Consider the following 18,087-nt stretch of genomic DNA (forward strand, 5'->3'; position numbering starts at 1 on the left):
GGCTACGGCGTCGGCAGCCAGTCCACCTTGCCCGCGAGCAGCGCGTACCCGCCGAAGGCCACGATGTCGAGCAGCGCGTGCGCGACGACGAGGGGCCCGACCCGGCCCCAGCGGCGGTAGGCGAGTACGAACACGACGCCCATCACCACGTTGCCGATGAACCCGCCGATGCCCTGGTAGAGGTGGTAGGAGCCGCGCAGCAGCGAGCTGGCCAGCAGCGCGGCCATCGGCGACCAGCCGAGCTGGTCCAGCCGCCGCAGCAGGTAGGCCAGCACGATGACCTCCTCCACCACGGAGTTCTGCACCGCGGAGAGGATCAGTACGGGGAATTTCCACCACACGTCGGGCAGGGCCTCCGGCACCACCGTGAGGTTGAAGCCGGTGGCCCGCGCCCCCAGGTAGAACAGCAGCCCGGCGCTCCCGATCCCGGCCGCGACCAGAGCGCCCCGCCCTAGGTCCCACAGCGGGCGGGTGCGGTCGAAGCCCAGCACGCGCAGGCCCGGCGCGCCCTCACGGGTGAGCAGGTGCGCCACCAGCAGTACGGGGACCAGCGCGCTCGCGATGCCGAACAGCTGCCAGGCCAGGTCCAGCCAAGGCCGGCCGGGCGCGTACGAGCCGTTGAGCGTGGCGGCCTGGTCCTTGAGCCCGCCCGGCTTGGTGAGCGAGCCGATGAAGCTGATGAGCGCCGAGACCCCGCTCGCGCCCAGCGACAGCGCCAGGACGAGCAGGGTCTCGGTGCGCAGGACGCGCCGAGGCCCGTCCGCACCCAGTTCCACGACCACCGGCTCCGGCTCCGCCCGCACGCCCGACTCCCGTCCCGCCATCCCGATACGACCACCCCATACTGCCTCCTCGTGGGGCGGCGGGCGGGCCGGGGGCCGCCGGCGGCGCTTCGGCCGGGCGGTACGGCAGGTGCGGGGGATGGCGTGGGTGTCGTGGGCGCCGACGGGCCCCGTGGGCTCAGCCTCCCGCGGGTACCTCCCCCTCCCCCGGCCCCACGGGCCAGGTGTGCACGGGGTCGCCCTTGTGCATCAGCTCGGTGTAGCGCCGCGTGGTCGCCGCCAGAGCCGCGTCGCGGTCCAGTCCGGACGCGAGCGCCCGGTGGTAGGTGTCCACCTGCCAGGTCGCCCCGTTCGCCCGCCGCCGGCAGCGCTCCTCGATGATGCCGAGGTAGCGGTCCCGGTCCGCCGGCTCGATCCCCCACGCGTCCAGGCCTGCCGCCGCCATCGGCAGCAGCTCGTCCAGCACCAGCCGGACCGCGGGCACGCTGGCCAGTCCCCCGGCCCGGCCCCGGCGCGGCCAGCGCAGCCGTGCGTCGATCCCGTAGCGGCAGGCCGCGTCGAAGTTGGCCTCCGCCTCGGCGAAGGGCAGCCGGGTCCACACCGGGCGCGGCTCGTCGGCGAGGGTGCGTACGAGCCCGTAGTAGAAGGCGGCGTTGGCGACGACATCGGCGACCGTGGGCCCGGCCGGCAGCACCCGGTTCTCGACGCGCAGGTGCGGCACCCCGTCGGCGACCCCGTACACGGGCCGGTTCCACCGGTAGACGGTGCCGTTGTGCAGGACCAGCTCCTGGAGCCCGGGCACCCCGCCCTCGGCGAGCACCCGCAGCGGCTCCTCCTCGTCGCAGATCGGCAGCAGGGCCGGGAAGTAGCGCACGTTCTCCGCGAAGAGCTCGTACGCCGAGTCCACCCAGCGCTCCCCGAACCAGGTGCGCGGCCGCACCCCCTGCGCCTGGAGCTCGGGCGGCCGGGTGTCGGTGGCCTGGGTGAACAGCGGCGGCCGGGACTCCCGCCACAGCTCGCGCCCGAACAGGAACGGCGAGTTCGCACCGACGGCTATCTGCGCGGCGACCACCGCCTGGGCCGCGTTCCACACGTCCGCGAACCGTGCCGGGGTCACCTGGAGGTGCAGCTGTACGGAGGTGCAGGCGGCCTCCGGCACGATCGACCCGCTGTTCCACACCAGCCGCTCGACGCCGTCGATGTCGAGCGTGAAGTCCTCCCCGCGCATCATCAGGATCTGCTCGTTGAGCAGCGAGTAGCGGTCGACCGCCGAGAGGTTGGCGGTGACCAGGTCCTCGCGGGTGATCGTCGGCAGAATGCCGATCATCACCACCCCGGCATCGATCTCCGCGGCCTGCCGGTGGGCATAGCCGAGCCCCGCGCTGAGTTCCTCCGCGAGCTGATCGAATACCCGGCCGCCGAGGCGGTGCGGAAGGACGTTCACCTCCAGGTTGAACATTCCGAGTTCGGTCTGGAAATCGGGGCTCGCAATCCGCTCCAGCACCTGGGCATTCACCATTCTCGGCAAACCGTCGGCACCCGCGAGATTCAGCTCGATCTCCAGCCCCATCATGTTCTTCGGACGATCGAACCTCTTCTCCGCCAGAAGTCGCTCCAGCCCCTCCAGGCACTCGTGAAGCTTCCTTCGATACCGCTGCCGATCGGACAGGTCGAACCCGCCTGCCACGACCTTCTCCCCCATCGAAGCTTCCCTCCTCGAGTGGGCCTGGCCCCGTGGCGCCCAGGCGCGCGTGTACGGTCGATGATGCCCCGGCAGCGTGATCCATAACGCGGCGGGGGCGTGCGTGGCGAGGAGCGCGCGCCGGTTTGGCCGACGGGCGGTTTGGCACATTCACCTGGCAAGTCGGTACACGCAAATTCCGCATCGACTTTGCCTGTTCCCGATAACCGGCGCTTTCCAGCCGAGCCCCTTTCCGGTAACCTCCGAGGTCAGCGCGGCATGTTCGCGCCCATCCGGCATGAATGCCATGTCAGCGGGACCGGTAAGCGCCTTGTCGGCAATAGGCGGGACAGCTAGCCGAAACACTGCGTGAACACATGTCGTATAAACTCCGCAAACGAGGCAGAGAGTTGGCGCGCGGCCATTGCCCCTCAGCCCCCCTCTGGCCCCAGAATGCGACAGCGCCGTCCGCACCTGCCCCCGTTCCACAGGTCTCCCAAGTGAGAGGCGACCCACTATGCCGCTGCATGTCCCTCCGGCCCCCGCACCCGCCTTGCGCAGCGTCCTCGCGGCCCTCGGTTCCCCCACCGCCGTCCACGAGGCACATACCCCCGCCCTGCGCGCCCTCCAGGGGCCGGTGACCGCCGAACTCCCCCTTCCGGTCCATGTACTCGACCGGTTGAACATCTCGGACCTGGCGTCCGGCGGCAGGCCGCCCCGCACCCGCCTCACCGGCTGGCGGTTCCTCATCCGCGGCGGGGACCGCTACGTCGCGGCCGCCGACACCCGGCTCACGCCGGACGGTTGGGTCTTCTCCCACTTCTTCGAGGGGCCGTACGTCGCGGCCACCGAACGCGCCCTGCGCCAGGCCGAGTCGCTCTCCACGGCGTACCAGCCGAGACTGCTGTCCGTACCGGAGCTGTACATGCTGACCCTGTGGCTGCACGGGGCGGTGGGCGCCGACGCCTCCGCCGGCCTGCCCGCGGGCGAGGACCTGCTGGTCCCGCTCGCGCCGGCCCCGCCCGGCATCGCCGCGTACCGGCCGCATCCGGTCTCCGAGCTGCTGCCCGTCATGACCCACCGGCTGACCCCCGCGACGGCGCCCGTCCCGCCCACGCTGGCCGCGCCGGCGGCTTGAGCGGACCGGTGGCCCGAGTGACCCATTCGGCCTAGCCCGCTCGGGCCACCGTCGAACCACCCAAAATGACAGGGGAGTTGGCCTGAACCGCCCGCACGAGTGATGCGTCATCAATCTATGAGGACAGCTGGCGGGAAATACCTGCGAAGCGGCTGTCGTGGGGGAAGACTGATGACAAGCTCCCCGCGGGTGCGGGGATGACCCAGGGGGACGGCCATGAACGACGCATCGAGCCGTAGCACGCAGACCACACCGCAGCGAAAGAACGCATCCATGTGCCAGCACCAGCCAGCCTGCCCGTCAGCCGAATCCGCCGACCGGGAGGCCGCGCTCCCGGTGGCCAACCACCCGGAACAGGGCTGGAGCCTGCTGTGCAACGGCGTCCTGCTCTTCGAGGACACCGGTGAGCTGCTGCCGGACGGCCAGATCATCGCCCCGCACCGCCCGCTCGCGGCGGCCCAGGTGATGAAGGCCGCCTGACCGGCCGGAAACGGCAGGCCGGCCGCGGCAACGACGAAGGGGCCGGTCCGGGAGAACTCCCGGACCGGCCCCTTGCTCATGCTCAGTTGTCGTACTCGTCCAGCGGCGGGCAGGAGCACACCAGGTTCCGGTCGCCGAAGGCACCGTCGATGCGGCGCACCGGCGGCCAGTACTTCTCCGCGGCCGTGACCCCGGCCGGGAAGACGGCCTCGTCACGGGTGTACGGGTGGTTCCATTCGCCGCCCAGCGCCGCCGCGGTGTGCGGGGAGTTGGCCAGCGGGTTGTCGTCCACCGGCCACTCGCCGGCCGCGACCCGCTCGATCTCGCCGCGGATGGCGATCATCGCGTCACAGAAGCGGTCGATCTCGGCGAGGTCCTCGGACTCCGTCGGCTCGATCATCAGCGTGCCGGCCACCGGGAAGGACATGGTCGGCGCGTGGAAGCCGTAGTCGATCAGGCGCTTGGCGATGTCGTCCACGCTCACGCCCGTGGACTTCGACAGCGGGCGCAGGTCGATGATGCACTCGTGCGCGACCAGGTTGCCCGGGCCGGTGTACAGCACCGGGTAGTGCGGCTCCAGGCGCTTGGCGATGTAGTTGGCGCCGAGCACCGCCACCTGCGTGGCCCGCTTGAGGCCCTCGCCGCCCATGAGGCGCACGTACGACCAGGAGATCGGCAGGATGCCCGCCGAACCCCACGGGGCGGCCGAGATCGGGCCGACGCCCGTCTCCGGGCCCGCGGTCGGCTGGAGCGGGTGGTTCGGCAGGTACGGGGCCAAGTGCGCCCGGACACCGACCGGGCCGACGCCCGGACCGCCGCCGCCGTGCGGGATGCAGAAGGTCTTGTGCAGGTTCAGGTGCGAGACGTCGCCGCCGAAGTGACCCGGCTTGGCCAGGCCCACCAGGGCGTTGAGGTTGGCGCCGTCCACGTAGACCTGGCCGCCGGCCTCGTGCACCTGGGCGCAGATGTCGGCGACGTGCTCCTCGAACACACCGTGCGTGGACGGGTAGGTGATCATCAGCACGGCGAGCTCGTCGCGGTACTGCTCGATCTTGGCGCGCAGGTCGGCCGCGTCCACCTCGCCGTCGTCGGCGGTCTTGACGACGACGACCTTCATGCCGGCCATCACGGCGCTGGCGGCGTTGGTGCCGTGCGCGGAGGACGGGATCAGGCAGACGGTGCGCTGCTCGTCGCCGTTCGCGCGGTGGTAGGCGCGGACGGCGAGCAGCCCGGCCAGCTCGCCCTGGGAGCCGGCGTTGGGCTGGATCGAGACCTTGTCGTAGCCGGTGACCTCGCAGAGACGTTCCTCCAGCTCGTTGATGAGCGTGAGGTAGCCCTCGGCCTGCTCGGCCGGGGCGAAGGGGTGCAGCTGGCCGAACTCGGGCCAGGTCACCGGCTCCATCTCGGTGGTCGCGTTGAGCTTCATGGTGCAGGAGCCCAGCGGGATCATGCCGCGGTCCAGCGCGTAGTCCTTGTCCGAGAGCTTGCGCAGGTAGCGCAGCATCGCGGTCTCGGAGCGGTGCTGGTGGAAGACCGGGTGGGTCAGGTAGTCGTCCGAGCGCAGCAGGCCCTCGGGCAGCGTGTCGGCGGTGGTCCCGTCGAGCGCCTCGATGTCCGCGGACACGCCGAAGGCGGCCCAGACGGCCTCGATGTCGGCGCGCAGGGTGGTCTCGTCGCAGGAGACGGAGACGTGGTCGGCGTCGGCCTGGTACAGGTTGACCCCGCCCTCGCGGGCGGCGGCGACGACCTCGGCCGCGCGGCCCGGGACCCGGGCCGTGATCGTGTCGAAGTACGCGCCGTGCACGATCTCGACCCCGCCGGCCTGCAGGCCCGCGGCGAGCAGCGCGGCGTAGCGGTGGGTGCGGCGGGCGATCGTCCGCAGGCCGTCCGGGCCGTGGTAGACGGCGTACATGGCGGCCATGACGGCCAGCAGCACCTGCGCGGTGCAGATGTTGCTGGTCGCCTTCTCGCGGCGGATGTGCTGCTCACGGGTCTGCAGCGCCAGGCGGTAGGCCTTGTTGCCGTCCGCGTCCACGGAGACGCCGACGAGGCGGCCCGGCAGCGAGCGGGCGTGCTTGGCCTGGACGGCCATGTAGCCGGCGTGCGGTCCGCCGAAGCCCATCGGGACACCGAAGCGCTGCGTGGTGCCGACGGCGATGTCGGCGCCCAGCTCGCCCGGGGAGGTCAGCAGGGTCAGCGCGAGCAGGTCGGCCGAGACGGTGACGACGGCACCGAGCTCGTGCGCCTGGTCGATCAGCGGCTTGATCTCCCGTACGGCACCGGAGGCGCCCGGGTACTGGAGCAGCACGCCGAAGACGCCGCGCTCGGCGATCTCGGCCGGGATGCCGTCCGAGAGGTCCGCGACGACGACCTCGACGCCCGTGGGCTCGGCGCGGGTCTCGATCACGGCGATGGTCTGCGGCAGCGCGTCCGCGTCGATCAGGAAGACGCCGCCCTTGACCTTGCCCACGCGGCGGGCGAGCGACATGGCCTCGGCGGCCGCGGTGCCCTCGTCGAGCAGCGAGGCGCCGGAGGTCGGCAGCCCGGTGAGGTCGGCGACGACCGTCTGGAAGTTCAGCAGCGCCTCGAGGCGGCCCTGCGAGATCTCCGGCTGGTACGGCGTGTAGGCCGTGTACCAGGCCGGGTTCTCCATGACGTTGCGCAGGATCACCGGCGGCGTGAAGGTCCCGTAGTAGCCGAGGCCGATCATCGGGGAGAGGACCTGGTTGCGGTCGGCGAGCGAGCGCAGCTCGGCGAGCACCTCCGCCTCGGTCCGCGCCTCGGGCAGGTTGAGCGCTTCGGCGGTCTTGATGACATCCGGCACCGCGGCGGCGGTCAGCTCGTCCAGGGAGCCGTAGCCCACCTGGGCGAGCATCTTCGCCTGCGCCTCGGCATCCGGGCCGATGTGGCGCTGCTCGAAGGGGATGCCTCGCTCCAGCTGGGAGAGCGGAATGCGGTTGGCGGTCATGTACGGAGGCCTCCTGGTCGTACGACCTGCGAGGGGCACCACGGCGCGGGCACCCGGACGGCCTCCCCCTCTGTCATCTCAACCTGAGAGCTTCACCGGATCCGCAGGGGTCGCCCGCGAGGTCCGGCTTTCACCGTCGGTGAGGAGTGGGACCGGCACTGCACGCCCGGTACCCGCCCCTGCTTTCCAGAGTGGCCTCGTCCGTGCGGTACGTATGCCTGAGAGATTCCGGGGAGGATTTGCTCCTTCGGCGCCTCCGTCACGTTCACTCGGAGGACTCTCCCGCACAGGGTCGACAGCCAGCACCCAGCCTACCAGCGAGGATCTGGGCACTCCCCGAGTGGCCTCCTTTCCCGATATGCACTTCTGTAGTCATTACGGAGGAGTTGCGACCATTTGGAGGGACCGTGCAGACCGACATCGATCCGCGCAGCCTGATCGGCCGCAAGGCGTTCGACCGCAACGGCACCAAGATCGGCACCATCGACGAGGTCTACCTCGACGATGCCACGGGAGTCCCGGAATGGGCAGCCGTGCGGACCGGCCTGTTCGGCCGGGACGCCTTCGTCCCCCTGGAGCCGAGCGAGATGGTCGGCGACACCCTGCGGGTGCCCTTCGACCGCTCCCTGATCAAGGACGCACCCGACTTCGGCGTCGGCCGCCACCTCTCCCCCGAACAGGAGCTGCAGCTCTACCACCACTACGGCCTGGACGTGACCCTGCCCAGCGACTTCCAACGCGACTTCGGCCGCCTGGCGGGCGACGAGGGCTAGGCCGTCGGGCTACGAGGCCGAGGGGGCCGGGGAGGCCGGGGCCGGCGGCTCGTCCCCCACCAGCGGCAGCGGATCGGACGGCTCCAGCTCGGGGTCGTCCACCCGGAAGGTCCGCACCCGGCCGGGCTCCGATCCCGGCCGCTCGAACCGTACGGTCACCCGCCCGACCCCGCTGCCCTGCACCCACCCGGGCCCGTACACCGCGTGCCGCACGTCGCTCCCGGCCGTCCACCGCCGCTCCACGGCCGCCTCCGGCTCCGAGGGCGCCCCGGGCCGCTCCCCTGGCGGCTCAGTGCCCGCCGCGCCCTCCGCGCCCTCCAGGGCCCCCGCAGCGGCCCCGGCCGCCCCACCGGCCCCGGAGGGCCCATCGGGCCCGGGCGCCTCCCCCGTCCCCTCCTGGGGCTCGGCGGCCAGTGACTGCGCGAACAGGTCCTCCTGCGTGTAGTCCGCCAGCCCGGTCACCCCCACGCCCAGCAGCCGCACCCCGCCCGTGGTGTCCACGCCCTCCAGCAGCCGCGCCGCGGCCTCGCGCACGACCGCGGGGTCGTCCGTGGGCCCCCGCAGCGTCTCGGACCGCGTCAGCGTCGAGAAGTCGTACCTGCGCACCTTCAGCACGATCGTCCGCCCCGAGTGCCCGGATCCGCGCAGCCGCTGCACGCACCGGTCCGCGAGCCGCTGCACCTCGGTCCTGATCCGCACCCGGTCGTGCAGGTCTACGTCGAAGGTGTCCTCCACCGACACCGATTTCGCGTCCCGCTCCGCGACCACCGGCCGGTCGTCGATCCCCAGCGCCATCCTGTACAGCCCCACGCCGTGCGAGCGCCCGAGCATGCGCACCAGCTCGTCCTCCCCGGCCTCCGCCAGGTCCCCCACCGTGGTGATCCCGGCGCGGCGCAGGTGCTCGCCGGTGGCCGGCCCCACCCCGGGCAGGGTCCGTACCGACATCGGCGCGAGGAGCTCCCGCTCCGTACCCGGCTCGATCAGCAGCAGGCCGGCCGGCTTGGCCTCCTCGGACGCCACTTTGGCCAGCATCTTCGACCCGGCCAGTCCCACCGATCCGCTGAGCCCCGTGGCGGCCCTGATGTCCGCCCGCAGCCGCTCCCCGGTGGCCCGGGCGCCCGCCGAGTCGAAGGCGGTCCCGCCCGCCTCCAGGTCCACGAAGGCCTCGTCCAGGGAGAGCGGCTCCACCAGCGGCGACAGCTCTCGCAGCAGGGCCATCACCACATCGCTGACCTGCCGGTACAGGGTGAAGCGCGGAATCAGGTAGGCGCCGTTCGGGCAGAGCCGCCGCGCCTGGGCCATCGGCATCGCCGAATGCACGCCGAACCGCCGGGCCTCGTACGAGGCGGTGGCGACGACCCCGCGCGGACCGAGCCCGCCCACGATGACGGCCTTGCCCCGCAGGCTCGGCTTCGACGCCTGCTCCACGGACGCGTAGAAGGCGTCCATGTCCAGATGCAGGATGGTCGGCGCGGCTCTCACATGACCGATGCTGCCCTACGGGACTGACATTCCCGCGGCGCGGTTCAGCCGGCCCGGTTGCGGCGGGCGGCCAGCTCGTCCGTCGGGTTGTGCCCGACGAGGGTCTCGCCCGTGTCCACCCGCTCGCCGTGCAGCCGGGACAGAGCGCTCTCGACGTCGCGCCAGACCACGCCCACGGCGATGCCGAAGACGCCCTGACCGCCCTGGAGCAGGCTCACGACCTGGTCCGGCGAGGTGCACTCGTAGACGGTCGCGCCGTCGCTCATCAGCGTCATCCGCTCGAGGTCCGAGAAGCCGCGGTCGCGCAGGTGCTGCACGGCCGTGCGGATGTTCTGCAGCGCCACCCCGGTGTCCAGGAAGCGTTTGACGATCTTGAGGACCACGACGTCGCGGAAGCTGTACAGCCGCTGCGTCCCCGAGCCGTAGGCGGGGCGCACGCTCGGCTCCACCAGCCCGGTTCTGGCCCAGTAGTCGAGCTGCCGGTAGGTGATCCCGGCCGCGGCGCACGCGGTCGGCCCGCGGTAGCCGATCTGCTCGGGCGCCGGGTCGCCGCCCACCGGTCCGACCGGCGTCGACTCCGGCTGACGGCGCGCGGACCCGGCCGCACTGCCGTGCAGCGGGTACGGCCCACCATCACTCCGTGCGGGGATGCCCCCGGTCGTACCGTCGCCCGTGATCCTCACGCCGACCCTCCGTCCTTGACCTGCCCACCTTGAAGGTAGGCAGTCACCAGGGGTGCGTCAACGATCGCCACACTCGGCACGCCGAGTGATAATCACCCTGAGAGTGGTTTCCCGTATCCCTTTGCGGGGAAAGGCTAACCGAATGGGCTGGCAGTTCCCGGTGGACGACGCGGCCGACCCGGCCACCGTCTCACTGCGGGCCGGTACCGAAGTCCTCGGGTGAGATCTGGTCGAGGAACTCGCGGAACTTCTCCACCTCGTCCTCCTGCTCGTCCGGAATCGCGATCCCCGCGTCGTCGAGCACCCCGTCGCTGCCGTAGATCGGCGTCCCGGTGCGCAGGGCCAGCGCTATGGCGTCGGAAGGGCGCGCGCTCACTTCGACCCCGCTGGCGAAGACGAGCTCCGCGTAGAAGACGCCCTCCCGCAGATCCGTGATCCGGACCTCGGTGAGCTCCTCGCCGACCGCCTCCAGCACGTCCTTGAACAGGTCGTGCGTCAGCGGCCTGGCAGGGGCCATCCCCTGCTGCGCGAAGGCAATGGCGGTCGCCTCCCCAGGGCCGATCCAGATGGGGAGGTACCGGTCGCCTCCCACTTCACGCAGGAGCACGATCGGTTGGTTCGAGGGCATTTCCACCCGGACACCCACAACGTCGAGCTCGTTCACACAGTAACCCTAGGACCTGCCCGGCAGGTTTGGGTAGTCGGGGCCCCCTGCCTCACGGCAGCCGCACTCCGAGGGCGGTCTGCACCAGGGCTTCGTGGAGCCGTACGCAGAGCCCCGCGAGCTCCTTCATCGTGGCCTCCGCATGCGCCCTGGTCTGGGGATTGCGGTGCCGCCGCAGGGGCGCCACGACCTGCTCCACCAGGCCCGCCTCCCGGTCCGCGGCCGCCTTCATCGCCCGCAGGTGCCGCGGCTCCAGACCGAACCGCCCCAGGTCGGCCACCAGCCGGGCCACGGTCACCGCCTCGGCGTCGAATCCGCCGCCGGGCGCCTCCGCGAGCAGCCCGTACGACTCCCACTCGACCAGCTGGACCTCGTCCACCCCGGCGGCCGCGATCAGCTCCTCCCGGCCCACCCGGGCCACCGTGGGCCGCTCCCGGCCCACTTCCCCGTACACGGCCGCGGGGCCCGTGGGATCGACGGACTCCCCGTGCGGCGTGGGCGCCGGAATCCGGATCTGCTCACCGCGGGCCAGGGCGTCGAGCTGCTCGCGGATGACCTTCAACGGCAGGTAGTGATCGCGCTGCAACCGCAGGATGCGGGCGAGCCGCTCGACGTCCTCGGTGCTGAACTTGCGGTATCCCGACGGCGTGCGCCGGGGCTCGACGAGCCCCTCCGCCTCCAGGAAACGGATCTTCGAGATGGTGACTTCGGGGAACTCGTCACGCAGCGTGGTGAGCACCGTGCCGATGCTCACCAGCCGCCCGGCCGAGCCGGCGGCGCCGTTTCCGGCACCGCCTGTCGGGGTGCGCAGCATGGGACCTTCCCTCTGGGGGTCCCTCCGGACGGAGTCCGGGGGGAGGGTCAGACGCCCCGCAGGCTCGCGTAGAAGACCAGCCGGTACTTGCCGATCTGCACCTCGTCGCCGTTGTGCAGCGCGACGGAGTCGATCGGCTCACGGTTCACGTACGTGCCGTTGAGGCTGCCGACGTCGGAGACGGTGAATCCGCCGTCCTGGCTCCTGCGGAACTCGACATGGCGCCGGGAGACGGTGACGTCGTCCAGGAAGATGTCGCTCTGCGGGTGCCGGCCCGCCGTGGTCAGCTCTCCGTCCAGCAGGAAGCGGCTACCGGAGTTGGGGCCGCGCCGCACGATCAGCAGGGCGGAACCGGGCGGCAGCGCTTCCACCGCGGCCTGGGCCTCGGGGGACAGCGAGGACGACACGTGCTGTTGTCCCGACACCTCGGCCTCGTAGGCCTCGAGGCCCGAGATCGAGATGGTGGACGTGGTCTCCGAGGCACGCTCCGGCGTCAGACCCGCCCGCAGCGGCGCACCGCAGTTGGAGCAGAACCGGCTGGCCGCATCGCTGCGGTGTCCGCACCTGCTGCAAACCTGCTCGGCCGACATGGACGGCTCCTCGCGCCGCGGCTGCCCCGCGGAGGCATTGGTGGCATACGGGTCGGGGGCAAACCCTCCACCCGCACTTGAGGTTGATGGTTCACCGAAACCTATGCGTCCGGTACCAGCGGGGTCAACAGACGACGCGCCGTGACCGCCCGAAATGTCACCCCCGCCCGCGACCTCGTCACGGAAGAGCGGCCGGTCGCCCTGCCCCTCCGCGTCGCCATGCCCGGCACGGTGACGTGCCGCTCCGCCTTCCTCGCGGTTCTTCTTGCCGAACAACTTCTCAAACAACTTCACGGGCGATTCCCCTTGACCGAAACAGACCCGCCCGTGGGGCAGGACGAACTCCGAATGCACACACCTGCCGACCCGGACATTCTCACAACGTCCGTAACCACCAGACAGTTTCCACCACGCACCGCGACTTCGGTGCGCCGACCCCCCGCAGGCATCCGCCCGCGTGAGCCGGTCCACTCTCCGCTCCGCATCCTCACGATGACGACCGAGCGTAGTCAGGCTGCTTCGCAGCCCGCAAGGCATCCACAACGATCTTCGCCGGCCGTGTGACGACGACGGTGGCCTGTTCCTTCTCCAGCGTCTGGACGACACCGCCGGGGATGTTGAGCGCGGGCTCCAGATCCTGCGGCTTCCCGATCACCTTGAACTCGTAGGGCTGTGTGATCTTCTTACCGTCGATCCCGACCCCGCCGTTCTCGTCCGAGAAGTACGAGCCCGCCACCACGCGCACCCCGTTGATCTGGATCGCCTCGGCCCCGGCCGCCCGCAGCTCCTGGAGCGCGTCCAGCAACTGATCGGACCGCACCAGACCCTTGGGATCGGTGATCTTCAGCGTGATACCGGGCCCCTGGGCTGCCACCGTACCGGCCAGGATGCCGAGTTGGCGCTCCTTCTCCACGGTCTGCTTCCGGGCCTCCTCCGCCTGGTTGGAACTGCTCTCCAGCTCCTTGCGCTGATCCTCCAGCCGCTGCTTCTCCTCCTCCAGGCGCTTGGTCCGCCCGTCCAGCTCGTCGAGGATCCGTACGAGGTCCTCCTGACGGGCCCCGCGCAGCGCACTGGAGTCACTGGTCGACCGCACCTGGATGGCCAGCCCGAGCCCCAGGACGAACAGCAGCAGCGCGACGATCAATTGGGCCCGGCTCACCCGCGGCGGCCACAGGCCTGCCGCGAGCCGCTGCCGGCCCGTCTGCTCGGGCACCTCCGCCGCCGGCGCCGTCCCCTTGTTGAGAGGCTGCTCCGGGACGTTCGGTTCCTCGGGCGGGGTGTCATTCGTATGCATCGGCCTCACGCCCGGAACACGTGCCGGCGGATGGCCGCGGCATTGGAGAAGATGCGGATGCCGAGGACCACGACCACGCCCGTGGACAGCTGCGAGCCGACGCCCAGCTTGTCGCCGAGGAAGACGATCAGCGCGGCCACGACCACGTTCGACAGGAACGACACCACGAAGACCTTGTCCACGAAGATGCCGTCCAGCATCGCGCGCAAGCCTCCGAACACCGCGTCCAGCGCCGCCACCACGGCGATCGGCAGATAAGGCTCCACCACGGCCGGCACTTCGGGCCGGACCAGAAGTCCGACCACCACTCCGGCCACGAGGCCCAGTACCGCGATCACGATGCACCCTTCTGCTGCTCTGCTGCTGTAGCTGTACGCACGGTCAGGCTCGACGCGGCCGGCAACCGCACCTCGTCGGCGGGGGACAGGCTGTAGCGGATCCCGTAGCTCTCCTGCAGCACGTGCAGGTACTGACCGTCCGCCGAATCCTGGAAGGCGGTGCCGAGCCGCTTCTTGTCCCCCACCGCCAGCACTTCGTACGGCGGCACCAGCGGCCTGTTGTCGACCAGTATCGCGTCACCGGCGGCCCTGATCGCCGACAGCGCGGTCAACCGCTGCCCGTTGATGGAGACGGCCTCCGCCCCCGACTGCCACAGCCCGTTGACGATCTTCTGCATGTCCCGGTCCCGGACCCGGCTGTCGTCCGAGAAGCCGGTGCTCTCCCGCGGACCGTCACCGCCGCCCGACGAAGCGCCCTTCGCGTCGTCCACGACCAGCTTGATCCCCGGACCGCGCACCTCCGTGGCACCGGACAGCAGCGCGACGAGCTCGCCCTGGCCGCTGCCGGGCTGCTTCAGCGCGGCCCGCTGACGGTCGGCGACGTCCGTCCGAAGCCGCTCGATGTCCCGCTCCAGACCGTCCGCACGCGCATCGGCCAGCTCCACGCGGTCGATGAGCTCGTGCCGCTCCTTGGCCAGCACCGGCGCCTCTATCCGCGCCTGGGCGGCACCCAGCGTGACGACCATGGCTGCGAGCACGAGTCCGGCGCCGAGCGCCAGCTTGGCCTTCAGGGTCCGCGGGAGGCCCGCCGTACCCTCCGCCTCGCGCCGGGCCGCGGCCTCCGCATAGCCCTCGTCGAGACTGTGGTCCATCACGTGCGTCAGCAGCGACATGGAGGCGTCCGGGCGCGCGGGCGCAGGAGACGCCGAACTCCGGTTGTGGGGCGGCTGCGACATGCCGCACATCGTCGCATGTCGGCGGCGCACACACCCAATGCGCCCATCCCCCGGACCGGGCGGGGAAAACCTCCCCCGCCCGGCCCGCGGGACTTCGGTCCTCACACGGCACTCAGTGCCCGGCGCCGTCCACCACGCCCGCCCACTCGTCGAGCAGCGCCTGCGCCGACGCGTCGTCGGGACCTTCGGCCCACAGATGGGTGACCGCCTCGGCCGGATCCGGCAGGACCAGCGCCCAGCGCCCGTCCGCCTCCACGACCCGCACCCCGTCGGTGGTGTCCACCTGCCGGTCGCCGGCCGCCTCCACGACCCGGCGCATCACGAGCCCCTTCACCGCCCACGGCGTCGGCACGTCCCGCTTGAGCACGTGCGCCCGCGGGATCCGCGCGTCGATCTGGCTCAGGGTGAGCTGCGTACGCGCCACCAGGCCGAGGAGCTGCACGAAGGCCGCGGCCCCGTCGAAGACGCTGCCGAACTCCGGAACGATGAACCCGCCGCGGCCGTCTCCGCCGAAGATCGTGTTCTCCGCACGGCCCACCCGGGTCAGGTCGTCGGGCGAGGTCGTCGTCCACTCCACCTGCGTGCCGTGGTAGGCCGCCACCTGCTCGGCGACGCGCGTGGTGGTCACCGGCAGCGCGACCTTGCCGCTGCGCTTGGCCGCGGCCACCAGGTCGAGCATCACCAGCAGCGCCCGGTCGTCCTCGATGATCCGCCCGCGCTCGTCCACCAGCGAGATCCGCTCTCCGACCGGGTCGAAGCGCACGCCGAAGGCCGCCCGGGCCGAGGCCACGATCTCCCCGAGCCGCACCAGCCCGGCCCTGCGGGACTCGGCGGTCTCCGTCGGCCTGGACTCGTCAAGCCCGGGATTGATCGTCAGCGCGTCCACGCCGAGCCGGCCCAGCAGGCTGGGCAGCACGAGCCCCGCGCTGCCGTTGGAGGCGTCCACGACCACCTTGAGCCCGGCGTCGCCGATCCCGGTGATGTCGACCCTGCGCAGCAGCGATCCCGTGTAGGCGTCGAAGACGCTGCCCGGAAACTGCAGGTCGCCGATCTCCCCGGGGAACGCCCGCCGGTACTCCTGGCGCGCGTAGACCCGGTCGAGCTTGCGCTGCTGCTGGAGCGAGAGGTCCGCACCGCGCTCGTCCAGGAACATGATGTCGACGGAATCCGGCACGCCCGGCGAGGTGCGCAGGACGATCCCGCCCGCGCTGCCGCGCGCGGTCTGCTGCCGCGCCACGGGCAGGGGGACGTTCTCCAGGTCGCGCACGTTGATGGCGCTGGCCTGGAGCGCCGAGATCACCGCCCGCTTGAGCGCTCGCGCGCCTCGGGAGTGGTCACGGGCGGTGGTGACCGTCGCGCCCTTCTTCAGGGTCGTCGCGTACGCGCCGGCGAGCCGCACCACCAGTTCGGGGGTGATCTCCACGTTCAGGATGCCGGAGACCCCGCGCGCACCGAACAGATGTGCCTGTCCGCGCGACTCCCAGATGACCGAGGTGTTGACGAAGGCGCCGGCCTCGATGGTCTTGAACGGGTAGACCCGCACATTGCCCTGGACGATCGATTCCTCACCGACGAGGCATTCGTCGCCGATGACGGCGCCGTCCTCGATCCGCGCGGCACGCATGATGTCGGTGTTCTTGCCGATGACACAGCCGCGGAGATTGCTGTGGGGCCCGATGTACACGTTGTCGTGCACGACGGCTCTGTGCAGGAAGGCACCGCTCTTGACCACGACGTTCGACCCGATGACCGTGTGCTCGCGGATCTCGACCCCGGCCTCGACCTTGGCGTAGTCGCCGATGTACAGGGGCCCGCGCAGCACCGCGTCCGGGCTCACCTCGGCGCCTTCGGCGATCCACACCCCGGGGGAGATCTCGAAGCCGTCCATGTCGATCTGGACCTTGCCCTCGAGCACGTCGGCCTGTGCCTTGACGTAGCTCTCGTGGGTGCCGACGTCCTCCCAGTAGCCCTCGGCCACGTAGCCGTAGATCGGCCGGCCTTCCTTCATGAGCTGGGGGAACACGTCGCCGGACCAGTCCACCGAGACGTCCGGGTCCACGTAGTCGAAGACCTCGGGCTCCATGACGTAGATGCCGGTGTTCACCGTGTCGGAAAAGACCTGGCCCCACGTCGGCTTCTCCAGGAAGCGCTCGACCTTGCCCTCCTCGTCCACGATGGTGATGCCGAATTCCAGCGGGTTCGGCACCCGGGTGAGGCACACCGTGACGAGTGCGCCCTTCTCCTTGTGGAAGCGGATCAGGTCGGTGAGGTCGAAGTCGGTGAGCGCATCGCCGGAAATGACGACGAAGGCGTCATCCTTCAGGGCTTCCTCGGCGTTCTTCACACTGCCGGCAGTGCCGAGTGGCTTCTCCTCGTTGGCATAGGTGAGCTCCATTCCGAGCTCTTCGCCATCCCCGAAGTAGTTCTTGACGAGCGACGCCAGGAACTGCACGGTGACCACGGTCTCGCTGAGCCCATGCCGCTTGAGCAGCCTCAGCACATGCTCCATGATCGGCCGGTTCGCCACCGGCAGGAGCGGCTTGGGCATGCTCGAGGTCATAGGGCGAAGGCGGGTTCCCTCGCCACCGGCCATCACGACGGCCTTCATGTCGGAAGAGTCCTCCTAGAGAGATGACGGTCGTGCCGACCTCACCCGTCTCGGACGGTGACTCCGCAACTCCTCCGCGTCATCCGGCGCCTGACGAGCTCAATCGGCCGTGGCGTCCGCCTTGACGAGACGGCGGACTTGAACCACGTAAAGGATTCCTGCCCACCAATAGAGGGTTGTACCCCATCCGGCGAACGCCCATCCGAAAACTGACCCCGTCCAGGCCAACCAGCCCGTCCCGTCACTGAGCAACAGCAAGGGGAACGCGTACATCAGGTTGAAGGTCGCGGCCTTGCCGAGGAAGTTGACCTGCGGCGGCGGATAGCCGTGTCGGCGCAGGATCCACACCATGACCAGCAACATCAGCTCGCGTGCGAGCAGGGCGCCCGTGAGCCACAGCGGCAGAATCTCGCGATAGGTCAGACCGAAGAGCGTCGACAGGATGTAGAGCCGGTCCGCGGCCGGATCCAGCAGCCGGCCGAGCTTGCTGATCTGATTCCAGCGCCGGGCGAGCTTCCCGTCGAGGTAGTCGCTGATCCCGCTGAGCATGAGGACGGCCAGGGCCCACCCGTCGTGCTCGGCGAGGATCAGCCACAGGAACAGCGGCACGCCGGCCAGGCGAGCCATGCTCAGGACGTTCGGAATGGTGAAAATTCGGTCAGTCTGAACCCGAGTCTCCTGGACCTCCACCCGGGGGCCTCCACTGTGACGATAGAAATTTTGGTCGTTCGATGCCCCCTGACCCTACAGGAGACCGCACACGTGTCCTGAACGCAGAAAAGCCCCGCACCAGATACCTGGTGCGGGGCTTCCGCAATGATTGTTCGGCGGCGTCCTACTCTCCCACAGGGTCCCCCCTGCAGTACCATCGGCGCTGAAAGGCTTAGCTTCCGGGT

At 70.6% G+C, this 18,087-nt stretch carries 16 protein-coding genes, 1 rRNA gene and 1 riboswitch; of the genes, 3 read left to right on the forward strand and 14 right to left on the reverse strand.

Features of this window, described 5'->3' with window-relative positions; translation table 11 throughout:
* Positions 1 to 2 precede the first annotated feature (2 nt).
* Both ACFWP3_RS26805 and ACFWP3_RS26810 read right to left on the reverse strand, forming a co-directional pair.
* Positions 3 to 824, reverse strand: coding sequence for a CPBP family intramembrane glutamic endopeptidase (locus ACFWP3_RS26805; protein ID WP_384225773.1), 822 nt, complete (start codon positions 822 to 824; stop codon positions 3 to 5).
* Positions 825 to 960: 136 nt separating this feature from the next.
* A complete protein-coding gene (locus tag ACFWP3_RS26810) occupies positions 961 to 2,484 on the reverse strand; it encodes a glutamate-cysteine ligase family protein (protein WP_384225775.1) in 1,524 nt (507 codons plus the stop codon).
* 496 nt (positions 2,485 to 2,980) lie between these two features.
* Here ACFWP3_RS26810 and ACFWP3_RS26815 point away from each other — a divergent pair, with 496 nt between their 5' ends.
* Both ACFWP3_RS26815 and ACFWP3_RS26820 read left to right on the forward strand, forming a co-directional pair.
* Complete coding sequence (locus tag ACFWP3_RS26815; protein ID WP_384225777.1) at positions 2,981 to 3,601, forward strand: hypothetical protein; 621 nt, start codon at positions 2,981 to 2,983, stop codon at positions 3,599 to 3,601.
* 273 nt (positions 3,602 to 3,874) lie between these two features.
* On the forward strand, positions 3,875 to 4,081 hold the full coding sequence (locus tag ACFWP3_RS26820; protein ID WP_285444628.1) for a DUF5999 family protein: 207 nt from the start codon (positions 3,875 to 3,877) through the stop codon (positions 4,079 to 4,081).
* 82 nt (positions 4,082 to 4,163) lie between these two features.
* Here ACFWP3_RS26820 and gcvP read toward each other — a convergent pair whose 3' ends face one another.
* A complete protein-coding gene (gcvP, locus tag ACFWP3_RS26825; RefSeq protein WP_384225780.1) occupies positions 4,164 to 7,049 on the reverse strand; it encodes an aminomethyl-transferring glycine dehydrogenase in 2,886 nt (961 codons plus the stop codon).
* A gap of 196 nt (positions 7,050 to 7,245) precedes the next feature.
* Positions 7,246 to 7,344, reverse strand: a riboswitch (glycine riboswitch).
* Between the two features lie 112 nt (positions 7,345 to 7,456).
* Here gcvP and ACFWP3_RS26830 point away from each other — a divergent pair.
* On the forward strand, positions 7,457 to 7,822 hold the full coding sequence (locus tag ACFWP3_RS26830) for a PRC-barrel domain-containing protein (RefSeq protein WP_384225782.1): 366 nt from the start codon (positions 7,457 to 7,459) through the stop codon (positions 7,820 to 7,822).
* A 9-nt stretch (positions 7,823 to 7,831) separates the two neighbouring features.
* On the opposite strand, the gene ACFWP3_RS26835 is transcribed toward ACFWP3_RS26830, so the two are convergent.
* The 11 genes from ACFWP3_RS26835 to rrf all read right to left on the reverse strand — a co-directional run.
* Positions 7,832 to 9,304 carry a DNA polymerase IV gene (locus ACFWP3_RS26835; protein WP_384225784.1) on the reverse strand — a complete coding sequence of 491 codons (1,473 nt, stop codon included), beginning with the start codon at positions 9,302 to 9,304 and terminating at the stop codon, positions 7,832 to 7,834.
* Between the two features lie 44 nt (positions 9,305 to 9,348).
* Entirely contained in the window at positions 9,349 to 9,987 is a 639-nt protein-coding gene (locus ACFWP3_RS26840) for a MerR family transcriptional regulator (protein WP_384225787.1), read from the reverse strand.
* Positions 9,988 to 10,177: 190 nt separating this feature from the next.
* Entirely contained in the window at positions 10,178 to 10,651 is a 474-nt protein-coding gene (locus ACFWP3_RS26845) for a bifunctional nuclease family protein (RefSeq protein ID WP_007262890.1), read from the reverse strand.
* A 52-nt stretch (positions 10,652 to 10,703) separates the two neighbouring features.
* Positions 10,704 to 11,465 (reverse strand): MerR family transcriptional regulator, encoded by a 762-nt coding sequence (locus ACFWP3_RS26850; protein ID WP_384225790.1) that lies wholly within the window; start codon positions 11,463 to 11,465, stop codon positions 10,704 to 10,706.
* A 47-nt stretch (positions 11,466 to 11,512) separates the two neighbouring features.
* A complete protein-coding gene (locus ACFWP3_RS26855; RefSeq protein WP_384225809.1) occupies positions 11,513 to 12,457 on the reverse strand; it encodes an FHA domain-containing protein in 945 nt (314 codons plus the stop codon).
* 85 nt (positions 12,458 to 12,542) lie between these two features.
* Complete coding sequence (locus tag ACFWP3_RS26860) at positions 12,543 to 13,358, reverse strand: DUF881 domain-containing protein (RefSeq protein ID WP_384225792.1); 816 nt, start codon at positions 13,356 to 13,358, stop codon at positions 12,543 to 12,545.
* Positions 13,355 to 13,687, reverse strand: a complete 333-nt coding sequence (locus ACFWP3_RS26865; RefSeq protein WP_030158423.1) for a small basic family protein — start codon at positions 13,685 to 13,687, stop codon at positions 13,355 to 13,357. The genes ACFWP3_RS26860 and ACFWP3_RS26865 overlap by 4 nt, the downstream gene beginning before the upstream one ends.
* The gene (locus tag ACFWP3_RS26870) at positions 13,684 to 14,592 is read right to left on the reverse strand and encodes a DUF881 domain-containing protein (protein ID WP_384225812.1); all 909 of its coding nucleotides are present in this window, start codon (positions 14,590 to 14,592) and stop codon (positions 13,684 to 13,686) included. Before ACFWP3_RS26870 ends, ACFWP3_RS26865 begins: the two co-directional genes overlap by 4 nt.
* Before the next feature lie 103 nt (positions 14,593 to 14,695).
* A complete protein-coding gene (locus ACFWP3_RS26875; protein ID WP_384225794.1) occupies positions 14,696 to 17,191 on the reverse strand; it encodes a sugar phosphate nucleotidyltransferase in 2,496 nt (831 codons plus the stop codon).
* A 99-nt stretch (positions 17,192 to 17,290) separates the two neighbouring features.
* Positions 17,291 to 17,881, reverse strand: a complete 591-nt coding sequence (locus ACFWP3_RS26880; protein WP_384225797.1) for a CDP-alcohol phosphatidyltransferase family protein — start codon at positions 17,879 to 17,881, stop codon at positions 17,291 to 17,293.
* A 132-nt stretch (positions 17,882 to 18,013) separates the two neighbouring features.
* Positions 18,014 to 18,087: ribosomal RNA gene (gene rrf / locus ACFWP3_RS26885) — 5S ribosomal RNA — on the reverse strand; the annotation flags it as partial.

This window comes from Streptomyces sp. NPDC058525 (assembly GCF_042719495.1).
GTDB lineage: Bacteria > Actinomycetota > Actinomycetes > Streptomycetales > Streptomycetaceae > Streptomyces.

Coding starts and splice junctions, on each gene's coding strand:
- ACFWP3_RS26805 (WP_384225773.1), bottom strand. CDS start 824: ATGGCGGGACGGGAGTCGGGCGTGCGGGCGGAGCCGGAGCCGGTGGTC.
- ACFWP3_RS26810 (WP_384225775.1), bottom strand. CDS start 2,484: ATGGGGGAGAAGGTCGTGGCAGGCGGGTTCGACCTGTCCGATCGGCAG.
- ACFWP3_RS26815 (WP_384225777.1), top strand. CDS start 2,981: ATGCCGCTGCATGTCCCTCCGGCCCCCGCACCCGCCTTGCGCAGCGTC.
- ACFWP3_RS26820 (WP_285444628.1), top strand. CDS start 3,875: ATGTGCCAGCACCAGCCAGCCTGCCCGTCAGCCGAATCCGCCGACCGG.
- gcvP (WP_384225780.1), bottom strand. CDS start 7,049: ATGACCGCCAACCGCATTCCGCTCTCCCAGCTGGAGCGAGGCATCCCC.
- ACFWP3_RS26850 (WP_384225790.1), bottom strand. CDS start 11,465: ATGCTGCGCACCCCGACAGGCGGTGCCGGAAACGGCGCCGCCGGCTCG.
- ACFWP3_RS26870 (WP_384225812.1), bottom strand. CDS start 14,592: ATGTGCGGCATGTCGCAGCCGCCCCACAACCGGAGTTCGGCGTCTCCT.
- ACFWP3_RS26875 (WP_384225794.1), bottom strand. CDS start 17,191: ATGAAGGCCGTCGTGATGGCCGGTGGCGAGGGAACCCGCCTTCGCCCT.